We start from the raw sequence: 23,445 nt of genomic DNA on the forward strand, positions 1-23,445 counted from the left end.
CGTGACCCGCGTGCTCGTAGTTGAAGACGAGGAATCGTTCTCCGATGCCCTCTCCTACATGCTCCGCAAGGAGGGCTTCGAGGTGGCCGTCGCCGCCGACGGCGACGCCGCCATCAAGGAGTACGAGCGCGCCGGGGCCGACGTCGTCCTGCTCGACCTGATGCTGCCGGAGAAGTCCGGCACCGAGGTCTGCCGTGAGCTGCGGGCGAACTCGAACGTGCCGATCATCATGGTCACCGCCCGCGACTCCGAAGTGGACAAAGTGGTGGGTCTGGAGCTGGGCGCGGACGACTACATCACCAAGCCCTACTCCTCCCGCGAGCTCGTGGCCCGCATCCGCGCGGTGCTGCGCCGCTCGGCCGAGCCCGACGACCCGATCGTCACCGTCCTGGAGGCCGGGCCGGTGCGCATGGACGTCGACCGCCACACCGTCACGGTGAACAGCGCCGACGTGCAGCTGCCGCTCAAGGAGTTCGAGCTGCTGGAGATGCTGCTGCGCAACGCCGGTCGCGTGCTCACCCGCGGCCAGCTCATCGACCGCGTCTGGGGCGCGAACTACGTGGGCGACACCAAGACCCTCGACGTGCACGTCAAGCGCCTGCGCTCCAAGATCGAGCCCGAGCCGGGCAAGCCCCGCCACCTCGTGACGGTGCGCGGCCTCGGCTACAAGTTCGACCCGCACGCCTAGCGCGCCCTGCGGCCACGGCCGGTCGTTCACCTGCCGTTCGCCTGGTGAATCTGCGGCTCGCAAGCGTCACCGAGGGCAGTGACAACGCTTGCCCCTCCGGATAGGCTGCACTCGTGACCTACCTTCCCGCGGACGACCGCTACGAGAAGACCATGCAGTACCGCCGCTCCGGACGCAGCGGCCTGAAACTCCCCGCGATCTCCCTCGGCCTGTGGCAGAACTTCGGCCACACCCGGCCCCTGGAGACCCAGCGGGCGATCATCCGCCGCGCCTTCGACCTCGGCGTCACCCACTTCGACCTCGCCAACAACTACGGCCCGCCGGCCGGAAGCGCCGAGGAGAACTTCGGCCGCGTCCTCGCCGAGGACCTGGGGCCCTACCGCGACGAGCTCGTCATCTCCTCCAAGGCCGGGTACCACATGTGGAACGGCCCCTACGGCGACTGGGGCTCGCGCAAGTACCTGGTCTCCTCGCTCGACCAGTCCCTGCGGCGCATGGGCGTCGACTACGTGGACGTGTTCTACCACCACCGGCCCGACCCGGAGACCCCGCTCGAGGAGACCATGGGCGCGCTCGACGCGATCGTGCGCTCGGGCAAGGCGCTGTACGCGGGCATCTCGAACTACAACGCCGAACAGGTGCGCCGGGCCGCCGCGATCCTGAAGGACCTCGGCACGCCGCTCCTGATCGACCAGCCGTCCTACTCGATGTTCAACCGCTGGACCGAACGCGACGGCCTCCTCGACGCCCTTGAGGAGGTCGGCGCGGGCTGCATCGTGTTCAGCCCCCTGGCGCAAGGCCTCCTCACGGACCGCTACCTGGGGGGCATCCCCGAGGACTCGCGCGTGCGCACCAGCGTCTTCCTCAACGAGGACGCCTTGGAGGAGACCAAGATGGCGCGCGTGCGCGCCCTCAACGACATCGCCGCCGGACGCGGCCAGTCCCTCGCCCAGATGGCCCTCGCCTGGGCGCTGCGCGACGAGCGCATGACCAGCGTCATCATCGGCGCCAGCAGCGTCGAGCAGCTGGAGGACAACATCGGCGCGCTCGGGAACCTCGACTTCTCCGACGGGGAACTCGCCGCCATCGACGAGCACGCGATCGGCTAGACGCACCGCGGCCGGGCCGCCCTGGCGGGCGGCCCCGGTCGAGCAAGCGCTACTTGATCGTGATGCGCTTCTGCTCCGCGGACTCCTTCTTCGGGATCGCGATGCACAGCACCCCGTCCTTGAGCTCGGCGCTCGACTTGTCCGCGTCCACGGCGTGCGGCAGGCGCACCGTGTACTCGAACTGGCCGCTGCGCCGGCTCGAACGGCGCACGTCGTTGCCCTCGTGGTGGTCCTCGCTGCTGTACTTGCCGCTCACCGAGAGCTGCTGGCCCTCGATGTCGATCGAGAGATCCTCCCGCTTGACACCGGGCGCCTCGATGTCGATGTGGTACTCCTTGTCGTTCTCCGACATGTCCACCAGCGGTGTCCACGCCTGATCGCCCACGTCCGCGGACGGGAAGTACGGGCCCATCATCCGGTTCATGTACCCGGCGAAATCATCGAGAACGGACATCGGATCGGAGCGCTCGATCGCGCCCCTGCGCATGGGAAGCCTGGCCATCGTTCTCCTCCTCCAATCGTTCGGCGGCCGCTCGTGCCGCCGCGTCAGAGGATGCCCGCCCAGGTGCGGCCTAATCCACCGCCGGAGGGGCGACACCCGCCCCGATCGGTGAGACGCTGGAGGGAGCAACCGGCCCTGCAACGACGAGGAACGCATCATGGCCCCGCTGATCTCGACGATCGACATCGACAGGCCCCCCGACGTCGTGTTCGCCTACGCCACCGATCCGACCCGCTTCCCCGAATGGCAGCGCGACGTCATCCGCGTCCAGATCCTCGACGACGAGGAGTTCATGACCGTCCGCCGCTTCGTGGGCGCCGAGCGCACCACGCTCCAGCGGATCACCGCCGACGACCCGCCTCGGCACTGGGCCGCCGAAGGCGTCGAAGGCGCCATCCGGCCCCACGCCACCGTCACCGTCTCGCCGCGCGACGACGGCGCCCACTCGAGGGTCGTGTTCACGCTCGACTTCGAGGGCCACGGCATGGGCGCCGTGCTGCTCCCGATGGTGCGCCGCGCCGCCGAGAAGGGCGCGCCCGTGAGCCACCGGCACCTCAAGGAGATCCTGGAACGCGACTCAGCGGAATGACTGCAGCGCTTCGGAACTCGGCGGGTCGGCCGCGCGGATGAGCGCCTCGATCTCGGCCGTCCGGTCCCAGGAGTTCACGGCCATGCCCGCGAGCACGCGGCCGCCCTTGGTCCAGAACGCCACGAACTCCAGCGACTCGATGCTCCCGGAGACCACGACCTCGTCGTAGGCGTCCGGCCCGGCCACGAACCCGAGGTACTCCATGCCCAGGTCGTACTGGTCGGTGAAGAAGTACGGCAGCTTGTCGTACGGCGCCTCGTCCCCGAGCATCGCCTTCGCGGCGTGCGGTCCCGAATCGAGCGCGGTCTGCCAGTGCTCCACCCGGATCGGGCGTCCGTAGTGGAGGGACGGGATGCTCGCGACGTCACCGGCGGCCCACACGTCCGGACCGCTCGTGCGCAGCGTCCCGTCGACCGCGATGCCGCCGCCGAGTTCCTTGGGGCGCAAGTTGATCCCAGCCTCGACCGCGAGCCCCGTATTGGGCGTGGCGCCGACCGCGAGCAGCACGACGTCGGCGTCGACGCGCTTCCCCTCATCGGTCTCCACGCCGACCGCCCGCCCCTCCTCCCCGAGGATCTTCGCGACCTGGGTGCGCCGCAGCAGCTCCACGCCGTGGTCGGTGTGCAGGCGGCCGAAGACGAGCCCCATCTCCGGGCCGAGGACCCGTTCGAGCGGCTGCGCGCCGAGCCCGAACACCGTGACCTCGCGGCCGAGCTGCCGCGCGGAGGCGGCGACCTCCATGCCGATCCAGCCGTCGCCGACGATCGCGACGTGCTCGGCGTCCTTGATCGCGGCGTGCAGCAGATCGGACTGCTCGACGGTGCGCAGCAGGTGCACGCCCTGGAGATCCGCGCCCGGGATCGGCAGCGGGCGGGGACTGGAGCCGGTGGCGATGAGCAGCTTCTTGTAGTCGATGGTGGACCCGTCCGCCAAGGCCAGCCGCCGCAACGCGGTGTCGAGCCCGGTCGCGGGCTCGCCGGTGCGCACCTCCGCGTTCTGTGCGTACCAGCTCTCGTCGACGGTGAACACGGCCGAGCGGTTCGCCTCGCCGCGCAGATAGTCCTTGGAGAGCGGCGGCCGCTCGTACGGCCGGTGCGCCTCCCCCGTGACGACCACCAGATCGCCCTCGAAGCCCTCGTCGCGCAAGGTCTGCGCGGCCTTCGAAGCGGCCAGCCCGCCCCCGACGATGACGTACGGCGCGTTGCCGGGCGACTCCCTGTACGGTGCACTGTTCATCTGCGTCCCCCCAAGTATCGACAAGTCCGCTCCTGAGCGCCTCCGGCTCGACGGGCGGCGGGTCGGCCCCATTGTCCCGCGATCAGGCGCGATCGGGTCCGTTCGGCGGATTCCCACCAGCGCGCCCCGCAATCCCCGCCCGAGGGGAATCTCGCTCGCTTCCCCGGGCGCGGCTTGGCAAGCTGACCGCATGACCGGGACCCTCCCCCACTCCGCCGCGCACACCGAACACGGCGACGCCGCGATCGCACGCGACGGCGAGATCCTCCGCACCGAGGTCGGCTCGGGCCTGCACGGCATCGCGATCGCAGGGACCGACGACCACGACGAGATGGGCGTCTTCGTCGAACCGCCCGAATGCGCGATCGGCCTGCGCGGCCCGATGGACCACTACGTGTGGCGGACCCAGCCCGAAGGGCACCGCTCGGGCCACGGCGACACCGACCTGGTCATGTACTCGCTAGAAATCGCCGTAGGCGACTTGCAGGCAGGTCAGGCCCAGCTCCTCGCGCCACATGCGCACGACCTGGTCGCGGTCGTCGAGTACACAAAGGACATCGCGGTGCGCCAGGTGGGCTTCGTAGAGCTCGCGTTTGACGGTCGAGTCGCGGCGGTTGTCACCGGCCTTGCGCATGTACAGCTCGAAGTCGGCCAAACCGAGGTGCCGTTTGAGCCAAGTCAGGGTCTCGGTGCGGCACACCTCGTCCCGGCCCGAGAGGAACACGATCTTGTGCCCGCACCGGGCCAGCGCCTGGACGACGGCGATGACCGACGGGTTCGGCGCGTCCTCGCCGACCCGGTGAAAATGAAACGGCGACCGGGGCTTCTCGCCGAGGCGAAGCGCGACGGTCCCGTCGATGTCGACGATGACGACCTGAGGCATGGGGTTCCTTCCAAGGGGGTTCGGCTGGGCCGCTTCAGGAAAGCCCGAACTGCTCGCTCACGAGCCGGATCGATTCGCTCTCGTCCACGGCCGAGTCGACTGTAATCGCCTGCAGTCCTAGCCCGCGAGTCTCATTGCGGAGCCGCTCGACGAAGAGCCGCTCGCGCGCGGCGAGGTTGCGGGCGGCCCGATCAGGTTCGCTGGTCTGATAGATGAACCCCGGCCGGTTCGTCGCCTTCGCCCGCTTGTCGACCGCCCACTCTCGGAAGTCAGCGGTCGGCAGCAGCCACACGGCCCGGCTCCGGTCGGCGAGCAGCGGCGCGACGAGCGCGGGCAGGAGCCGGAACCCTTCGACGACGACCTTCTGCCCCGGGGGCATCGCGAGCAGGTCTTCGACGATGAGGTGGAAGCCCTCGCCCCTGAACCAGTGGAAGGTCTCCAGCATGATCTCGGGTGAGCGGTTCAGCCAGCGCTCGTCCATGCTCATCGAGATGAACTCGTGGAGGTGCGGTGCTTCGGCGGGCGTGGTCCGCCGCGCGTGGTCCTGCATGGACTCGTCGGTGCCGTAGAGCCGCAACCCATATCGGTCGGCGAGCGCAGCGGCGACCGTGGACTTCCCGGCTCCGCTGCCGCCCCCGATCCAGTACGCGTGCCGCAGTCGCGCGCGGACCTCCCGATCGTTCGCCATTCGCGGGCCGCCCCTTCCGGATCGGTGACCGGTGCATGATCCCTCACCTCGGTAGGATCAGGAGCACCCGCCCACAACTGAAAGTGCCTGCCTTGGGAACCCCTCGACTCCTTGTGCCCCTGTGGTTGTCCGCTCTTGCGCTGCAGAGCGTCGTCGGGTTGTACTGGTACTCGATCGGATTCGGCGAGTACCGGTTCCCCTCTTTGGCGGCCTCGGCGTTGTTCACGATAGGGATCGCAGGGATCGCTTGGTGGTGGGTCAGGGCTACGGCGATGCTCTCGGAGGAGCGGCGAGAGCTGGTCTCGACCAGGGCGCAGATGCGGTACCGGCGGCTGGCGCTGCTGATCTCCTACGCGCTGGTCAGCGCCTCGGCTGCCCTGGCGGCGGGCATACAGGGGAGCGACGCATCATGGCATCGGTTCACCGACGGCGACCCGGAGATCAGGCGGGCCGTCGTGACCGACCTGGTCGAGGGGCGGGTGGACAAGTGGGGCCGGACGTGTTACCTCGATGGTTACGCGACGCTCGATGGGGTGCACTACCCGTTCCATTCCGAGCCGGTCCACTTCGGCGCCGGCGATTCGGTCGATCCGGCGACTGTCGAAGTGTGGGCGATGCTCGATCCCGATGACACAGACACCGGGATCGTTGTCATGCAGAGCCGTTCCGAGCTTGCGTCGCTCCTCGAGCGACCGATCTTGCCACTGCTGCCTGTGGGGCTCGTAGTCGCGGCATGCTGCTGGGCCGTGCAACGCCTGCGAGTGCGCCGCGAGCAGTTCCCAGAGCGGCATCTCGATCCGATCGTCCGGATACCCGGCTTGCTGTGGATGTTGTTCGCGATCCCTTGCGCCCTATGGATATTCGGCATTGTATGCGTGGCGGTGATCGCTGGTTCCGATCGGTCTTATCAGCCCTCGCATGTCGTCGGCCTGGTGTTGTGGCTGGTCTTTCTCTTGCCAGGCGTCGCTTGCGCCGGTCGCTTCTTCAGCGCCGCTGCCTCGGCTGCGGTCACCCGATTCGGGGGTCTTTCAGAAGTCCGAAACTCCCATCACCGCTGATTCCCTTCGATGAGGCAGGCGGTGCGCGGCCGCCGTTGGCGTGGTGACGGTTGGATTTGGTTGCGGTTCAGGCGGGCGGCGACGGAGAGGTGGGATTCGGGGTGGGGTTGGTTCGCGGGTGGCGGGTGTGGCGTGGGCGGCGGGTGACACTCCCGGCCGCGGGGGCGTGGATGGCCTGTTTCCTTGGGGCGCAGGTGGATTGGGCGCAGAATATGAGGACCTTCTATCCCTGTGGGTGATGACAGTCAGGGGCTGCGCGAGGGATGATTGATGTACGCACAGGGATACGGAAAACGTACAGGTGGCGAGTAGGTGCAAGCAGACTAAGCCAAGCCTCTGGCCGAAACCCAAACCGGACCGATTCCGAGCCGACGCTCCTTCTCAGGGCATCGCGCTCAATCCCCGCGTGCTATCGGGATCCACAGCGGACCACGGCCCTTCCTTGGGACGTGCTGGGTGGGAGATCGCCGGGCGGGATCACCTCGACCGGAGGCAGTGTCCAGAACGAGGCACACACTGTTAGGACCGCCAGCGCGAGCGGCAATGTCAGACCAGGCAATCGAGGACCTGGCTCGGCAACGCCACCGCACGGCGGCACCGTCCTCCCGCACTCGCATCTGCTTGGTGCGCATGGGAAGGACCATTCCGGCCGGTACACCACGGTGTGCCCCGGATGCATGAACCCGCACCTGAGTTCAAGGTGCACGGGTAAGCGACCCCGACCGCCCTGGAACTGGGGTGTCCTCCCGGAGGCAACCTTCCGAGAGCGGACACGCAGGGACAGCGGCCAAGAAGGAGAAGAGGAGGAAAGGAGGAAGGATTCCCGGGCGGGAGGCAGCAACGGCCACCGACGCAGCGACCGTAAGGGCCCCCAGGCCCTCGGGTAGGTGGTGGAGCTGGCAGGACGATACGTCCACACCGGACACGCCAGCCGTGTCGGCAAGGCCGCGAGGGTGGGCGAGACGACCACCGGTCTGAGACTGCGTCGATCGCGGACCAGCTACCGAGACAGCGAAAGGAGGTGAAGAGGAGATGAGGCATTGTCCCAGAGCCGCAACCCACATCGGTTGGCGAGCGCAGCACCGACAGTGGACTTCCCAGCCCCGCTGCCACCGCCGATCCGATAGACGTGCCGCAACCGCTTCCGCACTGCCACTTTCTCGGACATCGCAACACCGTCCCACACCGGTAGACTCTCGAATACCCGCCCCGACAATTGAAGGTGCCCGCCCAGATGGCGACCCCTCGGCTCCTCCTGCCCATGTGGCTGGCCGCGCTCGCACTGCACGGCGTGGTCGGCTTGTACTGGTATTCGATCGGGCCCGGCGAGTACCGGTTTCCGACATTGGCGGCCTCGGCGCTGTTCGCGACGGGGATCGCGGCGATCGCGTGGTGGTGGTTCCGTGCGACGGCGATGCTTTCGGAGGAGCGGCGGGAGCTGGTCTCGACCAGGGCGCAGATGCGGTACCGGCGACTGGCGCTGCTCATCTCTTACGCGTTGGGATGCGCCTCAGTCGCACTCGCGGCGGGCATCCAGGGGAACGACCTGTCGTGGCAGCGGTTCACTGATGGCGACCCACAGATCAAGCGGGCCGTCGCGACCGAGATGACCGACTGGGAGAACGAGGAGGTGGGTTGGACGGGCTACCTCGACGGTTACTCCACGATCGACGGCGTGCGCTACGAGTTCTTCTCCGAGCCGGTCGATTTCGAGGACGCCGAGGAGGAGGTCGACCTCGCCGTAGTCGAGGTGTGGGCCGTCTTCGATCCCGATGACCTCGACGCCGGTTTGGTGGTGGTGCGCAGTCGTGCGGACGCCCAAACGGTGATCGATCGACCGATGGAGCCGCTTCTGCCGTTCGTGCTGGTCATCGCGGCGTGCTGCTGGGCGGTGCAACGGCTGCGCGTGCGCTCTCGGAGTTTTCCTGAGCGATTCTTGGATCCCATCGATCGGACACCCGCTTCTCTCTGGCTCCTGTTCGCCATCCCCTGCGTCCTGTGGGTGATCGGCATCGTCTGGGTGGCGGCCGTCGCCGGTGACGGTGAGCCCCATCAGCCTCAGTTGTCGAGTACGGCGATCGCCATCTGGATGATCTGTCTGCTGCCCGCGGCCTACTGCTTCGGTCGCTTCTTCGATTCGGCCGCCGCAAGTCCGGTGAAGAGCATCCGCGGGCTGTCCGAGTTCAGGCCCGGGCGCCGCTGATCAGGTCCAGCCTCGGGGGACCCGCCTGGTCAGGGGCTTGTAGTCGTCGCGGGAGCGGTAGACGACGTAGGGGCGGAAGAGATACCAGACTGGGGCGCTGAAGGCGTGGACGAGCCGGGTGAACGGGAAGAGTGCGAAGAGGGCCAGGCCGATGAGGACGTGGACCTTGAAGGCTCCCGAGGCGGCGGTCATGGCGGTGACGTCGGGTTGGAGGATGAAGATGCTCCTGAACCAGGGCGAGACGGTCTCGCGGTAGTCGACCTCGTGGCCGCCGGTCAGACCCGCGACCGCGGACAGCAGCGTTGTCGTCAGGCCCGCGAGGATCGCCGCGACCAAGACGAGGTACATGACCTTGTCGTTCACGGTCGTTGCGCTGAAGACCGGGCCGTTCGTGCGTCTGCGGTAGATGAGCAGGGCGATCCCGCCCAGGGTGGTCACGCCTGCGACGGCGCCCAAGGACAGTGCGGTCACGTGGTACATGTCGTCGGAGATGCCGACGGCGTCGGTCCAGGTTTCGGGGATCAGCAGGCCGACGACGTGCCCGATGATCACCACCAGAAGTCCGAAGTGGAACACAGGGCTGGCGATGCGCAGTATGCGGGACTCGTAGAGCTGGGACGAGCGGGTCGTCCAGCCGAAGCGGTCGTAGCGGTATCGCCAGAGCGTGCCGCCGATCAGGATCGCGAGCACGACGTAGGGCAGTGCGCCCCACAGCAGGTAGTCGAGGGCGGTCGGGTTCATCGCTTGGCTCCCATCGCGACCGGCATGCCGAGGGGCACCGCGCCGGTGCCGTAGGGGTCGAGGCCTACGTCCTCGACCGGGGGTCCGGCGGCGGCCATCCGCGTGGCCTCGCGGCGGGCTTCGTCGGAGGGCGGGAGGGTTGCGGCCACGGCGTCCAGGACAGCGGCGTAGACGCTGCCGCAGTCGTGGAGGGCGGCGCGGAGCAGCTCGATGCCGGGCTGGAACGCTTCGAGGAGCCGCAGCCCTTGGGCGGCATCGCCTCTGGCCGTGAATTCAAGGACCACCCCCAGGTGGTCGGGGAGTTCGCCGGGGTCGAGATGCCATCCGCAGGCCGCATAGATCTCCTTGATCCGGGCCAGCGCGTGGCCGCGTCGTCGTGTGTCGCCGTCGGTGTAGTAGGTGAGATGCAGGGCTCTGCGCCGTTTCAGGTCGAAGGTGCGCACGTATTCCGCGCCGAGCTCGAGGTCGGTCTTGCCGTTCGCGTACGCGCAGAATGCGGTGAGGGCTTCGCGGGCCTCGCCCGGTTCGGTCTCGGCGACGGCGACCCGCACGAGCGGGAGGCGTTCGAAGTAGGCCCGGTCGGGGTAGCTGAGGAGCATCGCTGCGGCTTGGCGGATCACCTCGTTCATTTCGCCTCCTTGTTCTGGTCCTGGCCTTGGCCGGTGCGTTCGGGGAACAAGCCCGGCGGGCGGCCCTTGCCGTCCCAGTTGAGGAGGTTGAGGCGACGGGCCGGCCCGGAGTGGCCGTCGCTGGTCTGGCGGTCGCGGAGGGCGTGGAAGGTCTCGACGCTCGCGGGCTGCGGCTGCCCGGAGGCCTCCCCGAACGGGACCTGGCCTCCCATGCCGCCCATGCCCGGGCCGCCCTCGAAGTCGAGAGAGCAGCCGATCTCCTCGATGACGCCGCGGTCGGCCTCGTCCACCCCGTAGGCGGTCGGGATGACGTACCGGTCGTCGTACTTGGCGAGGGCGAGGAGGCGGTACATCGCCTCGATGTCGTCGCCGGTGAGGTCGACCGCGGCGGCGATGGACTCGTCGCGTTCCTCGCCGAGGTTGATGCGGCGCATGTAGGAGCGCATCGCTGCGAGCTTCGCGAGGACGTGCTTGACCGGTTCGACGTCGCCCGCGGTGAACAGCTCGGCGAGGTACTCGGCCGGGATGCGGAGGGTGTCGATCGCGGCGAAGAGGTTGCCGGCGTCCTCGCCGTCGTGCCCGGTCTCGCTAAGCGCGTCGACGACGGGCGAGAGCGGCGGGATGTACCAGACCATGGGCATCGTCCGGTACTCCGGGTGCAGCGGCAGCGCGACGCGGAAGCGCTTGGCCAGCATGTAGACCGGTGAGCGGCGGGCCGAGTCGATCCAGCGCTGCGGGATGCCGTCGCGGAGGGCTGCGGCCTGGACGTCGGGGTCGTCGGGGTCGAGGAAGGTGTCGAGCTGGGCCGCGTAGAGGGCCTGCTCGTCCTTGACGGCGGCGGCGCGGCCGACGCGTTCGACGTCGTAGAGGATGACGCCGAGGTAGCGCAGGCGCCCGACGCAGGTCTCGGAGCAGACCGTGGGCATGCCGACCTCGACGCGCGGGTAGCAGAGCGTGCACTTCTCGGCCTTGCCGGTCTTGTGGTTGAAGTACACCTTCTTGTAGGGGCAGCCGGTGACGCACATGCGCCAGCCGCGGCACTTGTCCTGGTCCACGAGCACGATGCCGTCCTCGGCGCGCTTGTACATCGCGCCGGAAGGGCAGGAGGCGACGCAGCTGGGGTTGAGACAGTGCTCGCAGATGCGCGGCAGATAGAACATGAAGCTCTGCTCGTACTCGAACTTCACCTTGTCGCCGATCTTCTGCACGATCGGGTCCTGCGAGCCGAGCTCTTCGCCGCCCGCGAGGTCGTCGTCCCAGTTGGCGCTCCATTCGATCTGCATCGGGTCGCCGGTGATGAGCGAGCGGGGCCGCGCGCCGGGGATGTCGTCGCCGAGCGGGGCGGAGACGAGGTGCTCGTAGTCGTACGTCCAGGGCTCGTAGTAGTCCTGGATCGACGGCATCTTGGGGTTGGCGAAGATCGTGGCGAGCTTCTTGAGGCGGCCGCCCGCGCGGGGCTTGAGCCTGCCGGTTGCCGTGCGCTTCCAGCCGCCCTGCCAGCGCTCCTGGTCCTCGTGGCGGCGCGGGTAGCCCTGGCCGGGGCGGGTCTCGACGTTGTTGAACCACACGTATTCGACGCCGGAGCGGTTGGTCCAGGCCTGTTTGCAGGTGACGGAGCAGGTGTGGCAGCCGATGCACTTGTCGAGGTTCATGACCATGGCGACCTGGGCCATGACCTTGCCGATGCGCTGGGCCATCAGTACTGGACCTCCGTGGTGCGCTTGCGGACGACGGTGACTTCGTCGCGCTGGTTGCCGGTGGGGCCGATGTAGTTGAACGCGTAGGAGAACTGGGCGTACCCGCCGATGAGGTGGGTGGGTTTGACGAGGAGGCGGGTGAGGGAGTTGTGGATGCCGCCGCGTTTGCCGGTGGTCTCGGTCTTCGGGACGTCGACCACGCGTTCCTGCGCGTGGTACATGTAGACGGTCCCCTGCGGCATGCGGTGGGAGACGACGAGGCGGGCGGCGACGACGCCGTTGCGGTTGACGGCCTCGACCCAGTCGTTGTCCTCGGCGCCGATGGCTTCGGCGTCCTGGGGGCTCATCCAGATGTTGGGGCCGCCGCGCGAGAGCGTGAGCATGAGCAGGTTGTCCTGGTATTCGGAGTGGATGGACCACTTGGAGTGCGGGGTGAGGTAGCGGACGGCGACGGCCCGCTCCCCCGTGGGGCCGACTTCGGGTTCGCCGAAGAGCTGGTGCATGTTGAGGGGTGGGCGGTAGACGGGCAGGGCCTCGCCGAACTCGTGCATCCAGTCGTGGTCGAGGTAGCAGTGCATTCTGCCGGTGAGGGTGTGCCAGGGCTTGTCGTGTTCGAGGTTGATGGTGAACGGCGAGTAGCGGCGGTCGTGCGCTTCCTTGCCGGACCATTCGGGGCTGGCGCCGACGGGGGTGGGGCCGTGCTGGGTGTCGCTGAAGACGACGCGGCGTTCCTGGGAGCCGTGGACGAGTTCGTCGAAGTCGGTGCCGACGCGGGCGGCGAGGCGCTGGAAGCCTTGGGCGGCAAGGCGTCCGTTGCTGGTGCCGGAGAGCGCGAGGATCGTCTCGCAGACTTTGACGTCGGTGTCGAGGAGGGGCCGGCCCGTGGCGGGCGCTTCGGTGGAGGTGCCGCAGCGTCCGGCGAGCCAGGGGATCTCGACGTCGGGTGTGAATGAGACGCCTTTGACGGGAAGGCCTTTGGTCTCGGCGAGCGGGCCGAGGGCCTGCATCTTGGCGGCGACGGCGGGGTAGTCGCGTTCGACGCTGAGGATCGCGGGCGCGGTCCTGCCCGGGACGGGCGGGACGCCTTCGGCTTTCCAGTCGGGGGCGATGCCGCCGGGCTGGGCGAGTTCCCCCGGCGTGTCGTGCTGGTGCGGGGCGGCGACCAGGTCGGTGGCGACGCCGAGGTGGTCTTCGGCGAGTTCGGAGAAGCGCCGGGCGAGGGCCTGGAAGGCCTCGAAGTCGGTGCGGGCCTGCCAGGGCGGGTCGATCGCGGGCGAGAAGGCGTGCACGAACGGATGCATGTCCGTTGTGGACAGGTCGTGTTTCTCGTACCAGGTGGCGGCCGGGAGCACGATGTCGGAGAGGAGCGTCGTGCTGGTCATGCGGAAGTCGAGCGAGAGGAGGAGGTCGAGTTTCCCTTGGGGCGCTTCGCCGTGCCACACGACGTCGGCCGGGCGGTCGTCCGGTCCGGCCTCATCGCCCTGCACCGAGTTCTGGGTGCCGAGCAGGTGCTTGAGGAAGTACTCGTCGCCTTTCGCGCTGGAGCCGAACAGGTTCGCGCGCCAGACGGTGAGCAGGCGCGGCCAGTTCTCGGGCGCGTCCGGGTCCTCGCAGGCGAATCGCAGGTCGCCCGAGGCGAGTTCGCGGGCGACGTAGGCGGCCGGCTCGAGCCCGGCCTCGCGCGCCTCCTGCGCGATGAGCAGGGGGTTGCGGTTGAACGTGGGGTAGGAGGGCATCCAGCCCATGCGGGCGGAGGCGGCGACGAGGTCGGCCGTGTGGGTGGCGGCGAGGCGGCCGGGGCCGGTGGCGGAGGTGAGGGCGTCGGACTTGTAGGTGTCGTAGCGCCACTGGTCGGTGTGCAGGTACCAGTACGGGGTCGCGGCCATGAACCGGGCGGGCCGGGTCCAGTCCATCGCCGATGCGTAGGTGGCCCAACCGGTCTGGGTGCGGCATTTCTCCTGGCCGACGTAGTGCGCCCAGCCGCCGCCGTTCTTCCCCTGGCAGCCGGTGAGCAGCAGGAGGGTGAGGAACGCCCGGTACATGGTGTCGCCGTGGAACCACTGGTTCGTGCCCGCGCCGAGCACGATCATCGCCCGGCCGCCCGAATCCCTTGCGGTGGCGGCGAACTCGCGGGCGATGCGGATCGTCCGGTCGGCCTTCACCGAGGTGACCGACTCGGACCAGGCGGGGGTGCACGGCTGCGATGCGTCGTCGTAGCCGGTGGGCCACCGGCCCGGCAGGCCCGGCCGGGCCACCCCGTACTGGGCGAGGAGGAGGTCGAACACGGTGGTCACCAGGCGGCCCTCGACCCGGCGGACCGGGACGCCCCGCAGCGAGACGTCCCCATCGGGGTCGTCGGCGGGGTCGTCGAAGCGCGGCAGGGCGATCGTCTCGCTCTCGCAGCCTTCCTCATGGAAGCTGAGCAGCGGTTTGGCGCCTTCGAGGTCGAGGTTCCAGTTGCCCTGGCGCTCCTCGTCCCAGCGGTGGCCGAGGGTGCCGTGCGGGGCGCGGGCCTCGCCGGTGCGCGCGTCGATGAAGACCGGCTTCCATTCGGCGTACGGTTCCTCGCCGGGCAGGGCGTCGCGGCGCAGGAACTTGCCGGGCACGAGGTTCCCGTCCCGCTCGACGAGCTCGACCAGGAACGGCAGGTCGGTGTACTTGCGCACGTAGGCGTCGAAGGCTTCCGTGCGCTCGTCCGCGAAGTGCTCCTTGAGGATCACGTGGCCCATCGCCATGGCGAGGGCGCCGTCGGTGCCCGGGTGCGGGGCGAGCCATTCGTCGGCGAACTTCGCGGCGTCGTTGTAGTCGGGCGCCACGGTGATGACCTTCTGACCCCGGTAGCGGGCCTCGGCCATCCAGTGCGCGTCCGGGGTGCGCGTGACGGGCACGTTGGAGCCCCAGAGCATGAGGTACGCGGCGTCCCACCAGTCCCCCGACTCCGGGACGTCGGTCTGGTCGCCGAAGACCTGCGGGGACGCGACCGGCAGGTCGGCGTACCAGTCGTAGAACGACAGCATCGAGCCGCCGAGCAGGTTCACGAACCGCGCCCCGACGCCCTGGGAGACCTGCGACATCGCGGGGATCGGGCTGAACCCGGCGATGCGGTCGGGCCCGTAGGCGCCGATGGTGTGGACGTGGGCGGCGGCGGCGATCTCGACCGCCTCGTCCCAGGTGATGCGCACCAAGCCGCCCTTGCCGCGCGCGGACTGGTAGCGGCGGCGCTTCTCGGGGTCGGTGGTGACCTCGGCCCAGGCGGCGACCGGGTCGCCAAGGCGCGCTTTGGCTTCGCGGTACATCTCGACGAGGACGCCGCGACCGTACGGGTAGCGCACCCGCGTGGGCGAGTACGTGTACCAGGAGAAGGCCGCGCCGCGGGGGCAGCCGCGCGGCTCGTACTCGGGGCGGTCGGGGCCCACCGAGGGGTAGTCGGTCGCCTGGGTCTCCCAGGTGATGATGCCGTCCTTGACGTAGACGTTCCACGAGCACGAGCCGGTGCAGTTGACGCCGTGGGTGGAGCGCACGACCTTGTCGTGGCTCCAGCGGTCCCGGTAGAACACGTCGCCTTCGCGGCCGCCCTCCTTGAACACCGTCCGCAGGTCCTCTGTGGATTCGGAGCGGGTGAGGAAGAGTCCGGTGCGCAGGAGGAGATCGGAGGCGGAGGCGGCCTCGTCGGTTCGCGGCATGCGGCTGGCTCCCTTCGAGCGTCTGGCTGACTTCTGTATCGAAGCAGGAGTCCGCTGCTCAGATTAGGGTCTTTGGTCCCGCCGAAGAGGACTAATCGGCATACTGTCCAGGGACCCGATACCCGGTCCAGCGCATCGCAAACGCTGGGAGAGTTGCGGCGGTTGACGATCCGCCGCGACTAGGAGGCCAGATGAGCATCGCCACCCCGGACCGGACCACCGCCGCGCAGCGCGGGGCCGGGTCCAATCTCGCCCTGGCGACCGCCGCGTTCGCATTGACGTTCTGGGCGTGGAACCTCATCGGCCCGCTCTCGAAGACCTACGCCGACCGCCTCGACCTCGACCCGACGCAGGTCTCGATCCTGGTCGCGTTCCCGGTGCTGGTGGGCGCGGTGGGGCGCATCCCGGCGGGCATCCTCACCGACAGGCTCGGCGGCCGGGTCATGCTCACCGCCTCCTGCTTCGTCGCGATCGTCCCGGTGCTCCTCGTGGGCCTCTCCGGCAACTCCTATGCGGCACTGCTGGTCTCGGGCTTCCTGCTCGGCGTCGCGGGCACCTCGTTCGCGGTCGGCATCCCGTTCGTCAACGCCTGGTACCCGCCCGCGAAGCGCGGCTTCGCGACCGGGGTCTTCGGCGCCGGCATGGGCGGCACCGCGCTCTCGGCGTTCCTCACCCCGCGGCTCGTCGACGGCATGGGGCTCTTGCCTACACACCTGCTCATGTGCGCCGCGCTCGGCGCGATGGGCCTCATCACCTGGACGTTCGCGCGCAACGCCCCGCAGTGGCGGGCCTCGAGCGAACCGGCGCTGCCGCGCCTCAAAGCCGTCATGAAGCTCAAGGTCACCTGGCAGATGTCGCTGCTGTACGCGATCGCGTTCGGCGGCTTCGTCGCGTTCTCGACCTACCTGCCGACGATGCTGGTGTCCGCCTACGACCTCGCGCAGACCGACGCGGGACTGCGCGCCGCCGGGTTCAGCCTCGCCGCCGTCATCGCCCGCCCGGCGGGCGGCATCCTCTCCGACCGCGTGGGACCGCTCAAGGTCTGCCTCACCTCGTTCTTCGGGGCCGCGTTCATGGCGGTGATCCTCGCGTTCGAACCGCCGCTGGAGATCCCGGCCGGGACCTCGTTCGTCCTCATGGCCCTGTTCCTCGGCCTCGGCACCGGCGGCGTGTTCGCACTCGTCGCCGAACTGGTCGACCCCGCCCGCGTCGGCGGCGTCACCGGGATCGTGGGCGCGGCCGGCGGCCTCGGCGGCTACTTCCCGCCGCTCATCATGGGCGCGAACTACCAGGCCAACGGCGACTACACGATCGGGCTGCTGCTGCTCTCGGTCACGGCGCTCCTGGTCGGGCTGTTCACCCTCAAGTCGTTCCGGAAGGCCCCCGCGCCGACCTGATTACTCCTCGCGAATGAACGCGGCAGGGCCGGAATCCCCCTCAAGGCGGAGGATCCGGCCCGATCCGCGTCCTAGGGTGACACCATGCTCGAAATCAAGGACCTGCACAAGCGGTTCGGCGACACCGTGGCCCTCGACGGGGTGTCGCTCACCGCCGCCCCCGGAGAAGTGGTCGGATTCGTCGGCGCGAACGGCGCCGGGAAGACCACCACCATGCGCATCGCCATGGGCGTCCTCGCCGCCGACAGCGGGCAGATCGTCTACGACGGCACCCCTCTCGACGTCGAGACGCGCCGCCGATTCGGCTACATGCCTTCGGAACGGGGCCTCTACCCGAAGATGAAGACCGCCGAGCAGATCGCCTACTTCGGCGAGCTCCACGGCATGAGCCGCGCCGAGGCCAAACGCGCCGCCGCCGCACTCCTGGAGCAGCTCAACCTCGCCGACCGCGCCGGCGACTTCGTCCAAGACCTCTCCCTCGGCAACCAGCAGCGCGTCCAGCTCGCCGTCTCGCTCGTGCACGACCCCGAAGCGCTCATCCTCGACGAGCCGTTCTCCGGCCTCGACCCGATCGCCGTCGACGTCATGGGCACCGCCCTCAAGGACCGCGCCGCGAACGGCGCGCCCGTCATCTTCTCCAGCCACCAGCTCGACCTCATCGAGCGGCTCTGCGACTCCGTGGTCATCATCGGCAGCGGGCGGATCATCGCCGCCGGGTCCGTGGAAGCGCTGAAGGCCAAGGAGGTCAAGCAGTTGCGCGTGAGCGTCCAGACCCCCGAGGACCTCACGGACGCCCTCCCCGGCACCGTCACCCGCGACGGCGACGACTACCTCGTGGAGGACGCGGACGACCAGGAGGTGCTGCGCGTCGCCGTCGCCGCCGGCCGCGTCACCCACTTCGCCTACGACCAGCCCACCATCGCCGAGATCTTCCGAGAGGCCGTGACCCGATGAGCGCCCAGACTCCCCAGGCCTCCCGCATGCGCGGCCTCCTGCTCGTGGCCGGACGCGAGATCCGCGTCCGCGGCCTCTCCAAGGCCAACCTCATCAGCCTCATCGTCACCGTCGTCATCGTCGGCGTCCTCGCCGCCCTCCCGAGCCTCATCGGCGGGGACGACAGCGACGAGAAGATCGGCCTCGCCGGGTCGACGGCACCCGCCATGCAGGCCCAGCTCGACGCCATGGGCGGCTTCGACATCACGATCTACGATTCCGCCGCGGAGGCCGAGCAGGCCGTCGAGGACGAGACCGTCGAAGCGGCCGTGACCGACGGGGCGCTCTACAGCCTCGACGGGGTCGCCAACGAGGTCGAGACGAAGATCGACGCCGCCTGGCAGGCCGCGAGCGTGCAGACGAACCTCGCGGCCGCCGGACTCAGCGACCAGGAGATCACCGGCGCGCTCACCGTGCAGCCGCTCGAATTCGTGACCCTGGAGTCGGCGAGCGGCGTCACCGGCCCGCTCGACTACTTCACCGGCCTGATCATCTCCATCATCATGTTCATGATGCTCATGACCCCCGTGCAGTACATCGCCATGGGCGTCGTCGAGGAGAAGTCCAGCCGGATCGTCGAAATCCTCCTCACCAGCCTCAAACCGTGGCAGCTTCTCGGCGGCAAGGTCATCGGCCTCGGCGTCATCTCCCTGGTCAACCTCGTCGCCATGATCGCCGTGGGCCTCGGCGTCTCCGCCGCCACCGGCATGCTCGCCGACCTGCCGCCGGGCACCTCCTCCGCGGCCGTCTCCACGATCGGCTGGTGGCTGCTCGCGTTCGCGCTCTTCGGCACCCTGGCCGGCGGCGTCGGCTCGCTCGTCTCGCGCCAAGAGGAGTCCGGGTCGGTCCTGACCCCGCTCATCATGTCGCTGACGCTCAGCTATCTCGGCGCGATCTTCCTGCTGAACGCCCCCACGAGCACGTTCGCGGAGGTCCTCTCGATCGTCCCGCCGTTCTCGGGGATCGCGATGCCCACCCGCATGGCGATCGCCGAGGTGCCCGCCTGGCAGATCGTCCTCTCCGGCGTGCTCCTGGCGCTCGCGGCGGGCGGGGCGCTCGCGCTCGGCTCGCAGCTGTACAAGCGCAGCGTCCTGTACACGGGCTCGCGCATGAAGCTCAGCGAGGCGCTCCGCCGCGCGGCGTAGACCACGACAGCAAGGGCCCGGGATTCGATCCCGGGCCCTGTTCGCTTGTCCCGCTTGCTCGGTCAAGCGGTGCTGTTCCGTGAGGCGGTGCTACTCCGTCAAGAACAGGAAGTAGCCGATCGAGGCGAGCATGAGCACCCACGCGATCGGGTGCACCTCGCGCCAGCGGCCCTTGGCGGCCATCATGACCGGGAAGAACACCAGGCCCAGGGCGATGCCGTTCGAGATCGAGTACGTCAGCGGCATCGCGGCGACGATGAGGAACGCCGGGATCGCGTACTCCAGCTTGTCCCAGGCGATCTGGCCGAGCGACTTCGCCATGAGCACGCCCACGACGATCAGCGCGGGCGCGGTGACCTCGGGGTTGTTGGCGACCAGGCCGAACACCGGGAACGCCACCAGTGACACGACGAACCAGAAAGCGGTCGTCACCGCGGTGAGACCGGTACGGCCGCCGACCGAGACGCCCGCAGTGGACTCGATGTACGCCGTGGTGGTCGAGGTGCCGAGGACCGCGCCGGCCGAGGTCGCGATCGAGTCGGCGGCGAGGGCGCGGCCCGCGCGGGGCAGCTTGCCGTCCTTGGTGAGCCCGGCCTGGCCCGCGACGGCGAACAGTGTCCCTGCGGTGTCGAAGAAGTCCACGAACAGCATGGTCAGGATGACCGCGATCATGTGGACCGTGAACGCGTCCTCGAAGCCCGTGAAGGCCGCGCCGAACGAGTCGAGGTTCGGCGTGAAGCCGTCGGTGAGCTCCAGGTCGATGACGCCGGTCAGGAGACCGACGGCCAGCGTGGCGAGCATGCCGTAGAAGACGCCGCCCTTCCAGCCCAGGACCATGAACACGGCGGTGACGATGAGGCCGAACACGGTGAGCAGCACCGGGCCCGAGCCCTCGCCGCTGAAGCTGCCGATGGTGACCAGCGTGGCCGGGGAGTCGACGACGATGCCGCCGCCCTTGAGGCCGATGAACGCGATGAACAGGCCGATGCCCGCGCCGACGGCGAGCTTGAGCTGCACCGGGATCGCGTTGATGATCGCTTCGCGCGCACCGGTGACGGCGAGGATCAGGAACAGCACACCGGAGACGAGCGTGCCGGTCAGCGCCGTCTGCCACGGGATGCCGAGGGTCAGGACCACGGTGAACGCGAAGAACGCGTTCAGGCCCATGCCCGGAGCCGTGGCGATCGGGTAGCGGGCCCACAGGCCCATGACGAGGCAGCCGAGCGCGGAGGCCAGCGCGGTCGCGGTGAAGACCGCGCCCGGGTTGGGCGCGTCGACCCCGGCGTCGGAGAGCCCGAAGCTGAGGATGCCGGGGTTGACGGCGAGGATGTACGCCATCGCGAGGAAGGTCGTGGTCCCGGCGAGGACCTCGCGCTTCCAGTTGGTCTTGTTCTCGGTCATGCCGAAGAACTTGTCGACGCGGCCGGTGGGCGCGTCCTTCTTCTCTGTGGCGTCAGTGGCCATGTGGCGGGCACTCCTGTGCGGGCGCGGTGCGATGCCGGGCAGCTGGCACCTCGGGAAACAGGGTAACGGGGCAGGTCTGAACCTGCCGGTAATGTACCGGGTCCGCCGGCTGAAGGAAAGTATTCGGGCCTCGCGAATGTGAGTTTTACGCACTCGCTATGAGCTGGAAAACAGGCGACGCCCCGGAGCCAAGGGGGGGACGGCTCCGGGGCGTCGACTTAGGGTCGGGCCCCCGGTGGCAGGATTCCGGGGGCCCGACAAGGACCGCACCGTCAAGCAGCGGGCGGTAGTCGAGGTGCCTCTACCCGACGAATCGGGCTTCTTGTCTTGAGACAACTGCTAAACGCGACGGCGGCTCGACCGGTTGCATAACAGTTGGGTAACGGCCCGGGTTTCGGCGCGGGACCGCCGTGGGCCCCGCGCCGATCCCGGGTCAGGCGCCTTCGGTGCCCTCGGCGCGGCGACGCATCAGCACGAGCAGGACGATGCCCGCGACGAGCAGTGCGCCCGCGCCGGCGAGGACGTAGGTCAGGGACGAACCCGTGGTGGGCAGCGCACTCCCGGCCGGGGAGGTCGAGGCCTGGCCCGGGGTGGAGCTCGACGGTGCTGCAGACGACGGCGCTGCAGACGACGGCGCCTCGGAAGACGGTGCCGCGGAGCTGGACTCGGCGGGGCTCGACTCCGCAGGGCTGGACTCTGCCGGGGAGGTACTGGTTTCGGGCTCCGAAGTGGGTGCGTCAGAGGTCGGGGCATCGGACGTGGGAGCGTCGGAGGTCGGGGCGTCGCTCGTAGGCGCATCCGAGGTCGGCGCGTCGCTCGTCGGTTCGTCGGAGGTCGGGGCATCCGAGGTCGGGGCGTCAGAGGTCGGCGCATCGGACGTCGGCGCGTCCGAAGTCGGTGCGTCCGAAGTCGGGGCGTCGGTCGTGGGCTCTTCCTCCGTCTCGCCCGGGCAGGTGTGAGTGACGTTGAAGTTCTCGTCCTCGTCCCCGTTCTTCACCTCAGCCCAAGCGTCGACGAGGATCCAACCTGCCGGCACGCCCACGTAGGCGTGCTTGGCGCTGCCGCTGTTTCCAGCGGAGACGATCGTGGCCTGCTCGGTGTGCTCGTCGCCGTCCTCGTCCTCGAACACGGCCGTGACCGAGACGAACTCGTCGCCGGCCTTGTTGGGGAGCACGAAGACCCAGCCGTCGTAGTCGGCGGGCTTGTCGCCCGGGATCTGGTGGTCCTCGCCGCACTTGGTCTCGAATTCCTCGTCGTCGGCAGCCTTGTTCGTGTGCGCGTCTTTGAGGTCGAGGGTGACGGTGCTGTCGATGTCTTCAGCACCGCCGCCACCGCCGCCGTTGCCGGCGAAGGCGGGGATGCTGATCGCGAGCGCAGTCGCTCCAGCGAGGCCTGCGGCTCCGAGGATGCCGAGTCGCTTCTGACGGCGTGTGAGGTTCATGGGTTTGCTCTCAGTGATGGGTGGCCGGAGTGATCGAAGATGCCGGTCTCGATGACGCCCGTGCGCGACGGTGTCCGGTTCGGACGGAAGGGAGGTGCCCGACCGGGAAGTGGGCATTGCATCCACGCCCGCGGCGGGGTCCGCGTTGCGCCGCATTCGGATGATCACGGCATCAGCCGAACGGTTGACCTGCGCAAACGTGGTGGATTCGGGCAACCGGCGGCGGACGCGACGACGCCCCCGAGACCCGGTCTCGGGGGCGTCGTCAGAGCTGTCCGGGCCGGGCTGTGGGACCCGGGCCGTCGTGACCCGTTGGCGGAGTTGCCGGTTCGGGCACCGACCGCTGGTCCTCACCAGGTCGGTGCACCGCCGGTCGACATGCTGCGGGGCGGCGGACTACCAGTCCTGGGCCTCGCGGCGGCGGCGCTGGATCATGTACAGCGCGGCACCACCGGCGGCGAGCGCCGCGGCCGAGACCAGGGCGACCGTCAGCGGAGTGCCGGTGACCGGCAGGTTCGAGCCGACCGGGGAGGTCGAGGCCTCGCCGGGGGTCGAGGACTCCTCACCCGGGGACGAGGGCTCCTCGCTCGGGGAGGACGGCTCCTCGCCGGGGCTGCTGGGCTCTTCCTCGCCCGGCTTGCCGGGGCAGGCGTGGGTGAGGTTGAACTTGGCACCCTCGTCGGGGTCGTTGACGAGGGCCTCGGCGCCCGTGAGGGTCCAGCCGGCGGGCGTGATGATGTACGCCTTGTTGTCGCCCGAGCCCGAGACGATCGCACCGTCGGTGTCGGTGCTCAGCACCTGGACATCGCCGTTCCCGTCCTCGTAGGTCGCGGTGACCGAGATGAAGTTGCCTTCGGCTCCGGCGGCCGCGGGGAGGACGAACACCCAACCGTCCACATCGGCGGTGAGGTCGTCGGGCAGGTTCTCACAGGAGACGTCCTCGAAACCCGCGGCGGTCGTGGGCACGTTGCCGGGGTTGATGGAGATGACGACTTCGGCGGCTTGCGCGGTGCCGGCGAAAGCCAGCGAGCCGAGGAGGCCCGCTGCCGCAGCGGCGCCGATGGCGCCGGACGTCGCGAAGGGTTGCTTGAGTTTCATTTGAGTGAGCTCTCCGTTATTCATCTGCCAAAGGAGCGAACGTGCCGGATTCGTGATGGGCATTTGCATAACGCGCCCGGAGAACATGAGGTTGCAGCACATTCAGGTAACGAAAGGCAGCCGAACGGAGGAGTGGGGGAGCGGAGACGGCGGCGCCCCGCGAGGAAGGCCGCGGGGGCGTCGGCTGCCGTGATCGTCACG

General features: G+C 69.1%; 19 protein-coding genes and 1 pseudogene. 9 read left to right on the forward strand and 11 right to left on the reverse strand.

Annotated elements, in window-relative coordinates; genetic code table 11:
• Position 1: 1 nt before the first annotated feature.
• Both JHY01_RS27740 and mgrA read left to right on the forward strand, forming a co-directional pair.
• Positions 2-688 carry a response regulator transcription factor gene (locus JHY01_RS27740; RefSeq protein ID WP_205325813.1) on the forward strand — a complete coding sequence of 229 codons (687 nt, stop codon included), beginning with the start codon at positions 2-4 and terminating at the stop codon, positions 686-688.
• A 113-nt stretch (positions 689-801) separates the two neighbouring features.
• Positions 802-1,797 (forward strand): L-glyceraldehyde 3-phosphate reductase, encoded by a 996-nt coding sequence (gene mgrA, locus JHY01_RS11635; protein ID WP_307814394.1) that lies wholly within the window; start codon positions 802-804, stop codon positions 1,795-1,797.
• A 49-nt stretch (positions 1,798-1,846) separates the two neighbouring features.
• Here mgrA and JHY01_RS11640 read toward each other — a convergent pair whose 3' ends face one another.
• Positions 1,847-2,299 (reverse strand): Hsp20/alpha crystallin family protein, encoded by a 453-nt coding sequence (locus JHY01_RS11640; RefSeq protein ID WP_205325814.1) that lies wholly within the window; start codon positions 2,297-2,299, stop codon positions 1,847-1,849.
• A gap of 157 nt (positions 2,300-2,456) precedes the next feature.
• On the opposite strand from JHY01_RS11640, the gene JHY01_RS11645 reads away from it, so the two are divergent.
• Positions 2,457-2,888, forward strand: a complete 432-nt coding sequence (locus tag JHY01_RS11645; RefSeq protein ID WP_205325815.1) for an SRPBCC family protein — start codon at positions 2,457-2,459, stop codon at positions 2,886-2,888.
• Here the strand turns inward: JHY01_RS11645 and JHY01_RS11650 are convergent.
• The gene (locus tag JHY01_RS11650; RefSeq protein WP_205325816.1) at positions 2,877-4,124 is read right to left on the reverse strand and encodes an NAD(P)/FAD-dependent oxidoreductase; all 1,248 of its coding nucleotides are present in this window, start codon (positions 4,122-4,124) and stop codon (positions 2,877-2,879) included. The two genes, JHY01_RS11645 and JHY01_RS11650, sit on opposite strands and share 12 nt — an antisense overlap.
• 190 nt (positions 4,125-4,314) lie before the next feature.
• On the opposite strand from JHY01_RS11650, the pseudogene JHY01_RS28125 reads away from it, so the two are divergent.
• A pseudogene (locus tag JHY01_RS28125) lies at positions 4,315-4,596 on the forward strand (DNA polymerase beta superfamily protein); the annotation flags it as partial.
• Here the strand turns inward: JHY01_RS28125 and JHY01_RS26625 are convergent.
• Both JHY01_RS26625 and JHY01_RS11660 read right to left on the reverse strand, forming a co-directional pair.
• Positions 4,585-5,007 carry a hypothetical protein gene (locus JHY01_RS26625; protein ID WP_240192675.1) on the reverse strand — a complete coding sequence of 141 codons (423 nt, stop codon included), beginning with the start codon at positions 5,005-5,007 and terminating at the stop codon, positions 4,585-4,587. The pseudogene JHY01_RS28125 and the gene JHY01_RS26625 overlap by 12 nt on opposite strands.
• Before the next feature lie 34 nt (positions 5,008-5,041).
• Positions 5,042-5,695, reverse strand: coding sequence for a hypothetical protein (locus JHY01_RS11660; RefSeq protein ID WP_205325818.1), 654 nt, complete (start codon positions 5,693-5,695; stop codon positions 5,042-5,044).
• A gap of 158 nt (positions 5,696-5,853) precedes the next feature.
• Between JHY01_RS11660 and JHY01_RS11665 the strand changes: the two genes are divergently transcribed.
• Positions 5,854-6,753, forward strand: coding sequence for a hypothetical protein (locus JHY01_RS11665; protein WP_205325819.1), 900 nt, complete (start codon positions 5,854-5,856; stop codon positions 6,751-6,753).
• A gap of 1,234 nt (positions 6,754-7,987) precedes the next feature.
• A complete protein-coding gene (locus JHY01_RS11670; protein ID WP_205325820.1) occupies positions 7,988-8,956 on the forward strand; it encodes a hypothetical protein in 969 nt (322 codons plus the stop codon).
• Here JHY01_RS11670 and narI read toward each other — a convergent pair whose 3' ends face one another.
• The 4 genes from narI to JHY01_RS11690 are packed head-to-tail and all read right to left on the reverse strand — an operon-like array spanning position 8,957 to position 15,706.
• Positions 8,957-9,697: a respiratory nitrate reductase subunit gamma gene (gene narI / locus JHY01_RS11675; RefSeq protein ID WP_205325821.1), complete on the reverse strand. Its 741-nt coding sequence runs from the start codon at positions 9,695-9,697 to the stop codon at positions 8,957-8,959.
• Entirely contained in the window at positions 9,694-10,326 is a 633-nt protein-coding gene (gene narJ, locus JHY01_RS11680; protein WP_205325822.1) for a nitrate reductase molybdenum cofactor assembly chaperone, read from the reverse strand. The genes narI and narJ overlap by 4 nt, the downstream gene beginning before the upstream one ends.
• Positions 10,323-12,023 carry a nitrate reductase subunit beta gene (gene narH, locus JHY01_RS11685; RefSeq protein WP_205325823.1) on the reverse strand — a complete coding sequence of 567 codons (1,701 nt, stop codon included), beginning with the start codon at positions 12,021-12,023 and terminating at the stop codon, positions 10,323-10,325. The genes narJ and narH overlap by 4 nt, the downstream gene beginning before the upstream one ends.
• Positions 12,023-15,706 (reverse strand): nitrate reductase subunit alpha, encoded by a 3,684-nt coding sequence (locus tag JHY01_RS11690; RefSeq protein WP_205325824.1) that lies wholly within the window; start codon positions 15,704-15,706, stop codon positions 12,023-12,025. The genes narH and JHY01_RS11690 overlap by 1 nt, the downstream gene beginning before the upstream one ends.
• A 191-nt stretch (positions 15,707-15,897) precedes the next feature.
• Here JHY01_RS11690 and JHY01_RS11695 point away from each other — a divergent pair, with 191 nt between their 5' ends.
• From JHY01_RS11695 to JHY01_RS11705, 3 genes are all read left to right on the forward strand, one after another.
• A complete protein-coding gene (locus JHY01_RS11695) occupies positions 15,898-17,103 on the forward strand; it encodes a NarK/NasA family nitrate transporter (protein WP_205325825.1) in 1,206 nt (401 codons plus the stop codon).
• An 84-nt stretch (positions 17,104-17,187) separates the two neighbouring features.
• Complete coding sequence (locus JHY01_RS11700; RefSeq protein WP_205325826.1) at positions 17,188-18,057, forward strand: ABC transporter ATP-binding protein; 870 nt, start codon at positions 17,188-17,190, stop codon at positions 18,055-18,057.
• On the forward strand, positions 18,054-19,241 hold the full coding sequence (locus JHY01_RS11705) for an ABC transporter permease (protein WP_205325827.1): 1,188 nt from the start codon (positions 18,054-18,056) through the stop codon (positions 19,239-19,241). The genes JHY01_RS11700 and JHY01_RS11705 overlap by 4 nt, the downstream gene beginning before the upstream one ends.
• 90 nt (positions 19,242-19,331) lie before the next feature.
• Here the strand turns inward: JHY01_RS11705 and JHY01_RS11710 are convergent, their stop codons facing one another.
• The 3 genes from JHY01_RS11710 to JHY01_RS11720 form a co-directional block, all read right to left on the reverse strand.
• Positions 19,332-20,705: an NCS2 family permease gene (locus tag JHY01_RS11710; RefSeq protein WP_275889758.1), complete on the reverse strand. Its 1,374-nt coding sequence runs from the start codon at positions 20,703-20,705 to the stop codon at positions 19,332-19,334.
• Positions 20,706-21,138: 433 nt separating this feature from the next.
• On the reverse strand, positions 21,139-22,146 hold the full coding sequence (locus JHY01_RS11715; protein ID WP_205325828.1) for an LPXTG cell wall anchor domain-containing protein: 1,008 nt from the start codon (positions 22,144-22,146) through the stop codon (positions 21,139-21,141).
• Between the two features lie 396 nt (positions 22,147-22,542).
• Positions 22,543-23,244, reverse strand: a complete 702-nt coding sequence (locus tag JHY01_RS11720; RefSeq protein ID WP_205325829.1) for a hypothetical protein — start codon at positions 23,242-23,244, stop codon at positions 22,543-22,545.
• Positions 23,245-23,445 lie beyond the last annotated feature (201 nt).

The sequence above is a fragment of the Glycomyces sp. YM15 genome, from assembly GCF_016918015.1.
In the GTDB taxonomy this organism is placed as follows: Bacteria; Actinomycetota; Actinomycetes; order Mycobacteriales; family Micromonosporaceae; genus Glycomyces.

Excerpts from the sequence above, each read along its gene's own strand:
- JHY01_RS11640 (WP_205325814.1), bottom strand. The coding sequence starts at position 2,299 with ATGGCCAGGCTTCCCATGCGCAGGGGCGCGATCGAGCGCTCCGATCCG.
- JHY01_RS11645 (WP_205325815.1), top strand. The coding sequence starts at position 2,457 with ATGGCCCCGCTGATCTCGACGATCGACATCGACAGGCCCCCCGACGTC.
- JHY01_RS11650 (WP_205325816.1), bottom strand. The coding sequence starts at position 4,124 with ATGAACAGTGCACCGTACAGGGAGTCGCCCGGCAACGCGCCGTACGTC.
- JHY01_RS26625 (WP_240192675.1), bottom strand. The coding sequence starts at position 5,007 with ATGCCTCAGGTCGTCATCGTCGACATCGACGGGACCGTCGCGCTTCGC.
- JHY01_RS11660 (WP_205325818.1), bottom strand. The coding sequence starts at position 5,695 with ATGGCGAACGATCGGGAGGTCCGCGCGCGACTGCGGCACGCGTACTGG.
- JHY01_RS11670 (WP_205325820.1), top strand. The coding sequence starts at position 7,988 with ATGGCGACCCCTCGGCTCCTCCTGCCCATGTGGCTGGCCGCGCTCGCA.
- narI (WP_205325821.1), bottom strand. The coding sequence starts at position 9,697 with ATGAACCCGACCGCCCTCGACTACCTGCTGTGGGGCGCACTGCCCTAC.
- narJ (WP_205325822.1), bottom strand. The coding sequence starts at position 10,326 with ATGAACGAGGTGATCCGCCAAGCCGCAGCGATGCTCCTCAGCTACCCC.
- narH (WP_205325823.1), bottom strand. The coding sequence starts at position 12,023 with ATGGCCCAGCGCATCGGCAAGGTCATGGCCCAGGTCGCCATGGTCATG.
- JHY01_RS11690 (WP_205325824.1), bottom strand. The coding sequence starts at position 15,706 with ATGCCGCGAACCGACGAGGCCGCCTCCGCCTCCGATCTCCTCCTGCGC.
- JHY01_RS11695 (WP_205325825.1), top strand. The coding sequence starts at position 15,898 with ATGAGCATCGCCACCCCGGACCGGACCACCGCCGCGCAGCGCGGGGCC.
- JHY01_RS11700 (WP_205325826.1), top strand. The coding sequence starts at position 17,188 with ATGCTCGAAATCAAGGACCTGCACAAGCGGTTCGGCGACACCGTGGCC.
- JHY01_RS11705 (WP_205325827.1), top strand. The coding sequence starts at position 18,054 with ATGAGCGCCCAGACTCCCCAGGCCTCCCGCATGCGCGGCCTCCTGCTC.
- JHY01_RS11710 (WP_275889758.1), bottom strand. The coding sequence starts at position 20,705 with ATGGCCACTGACGCCACAGAGAAGAAGGACGCGCCCACCGGCCGCGTC.
- JHY01_RS11715 (WP_205325828.1), bottom strand. The coding sequence starts at position 22,146 with ATGAACCTCACACGCCGTCAGAAGCGACTCGGCATCCTCGGAGCCGCA.
- JHY01_RS11720 (WP_205325829.1), bottom strand. The coding sequence starts at position 23,244 with ATGAAACTCAAGCAACCCTTCGCGACGTCCGGCGCCATCGGCGCCGCT.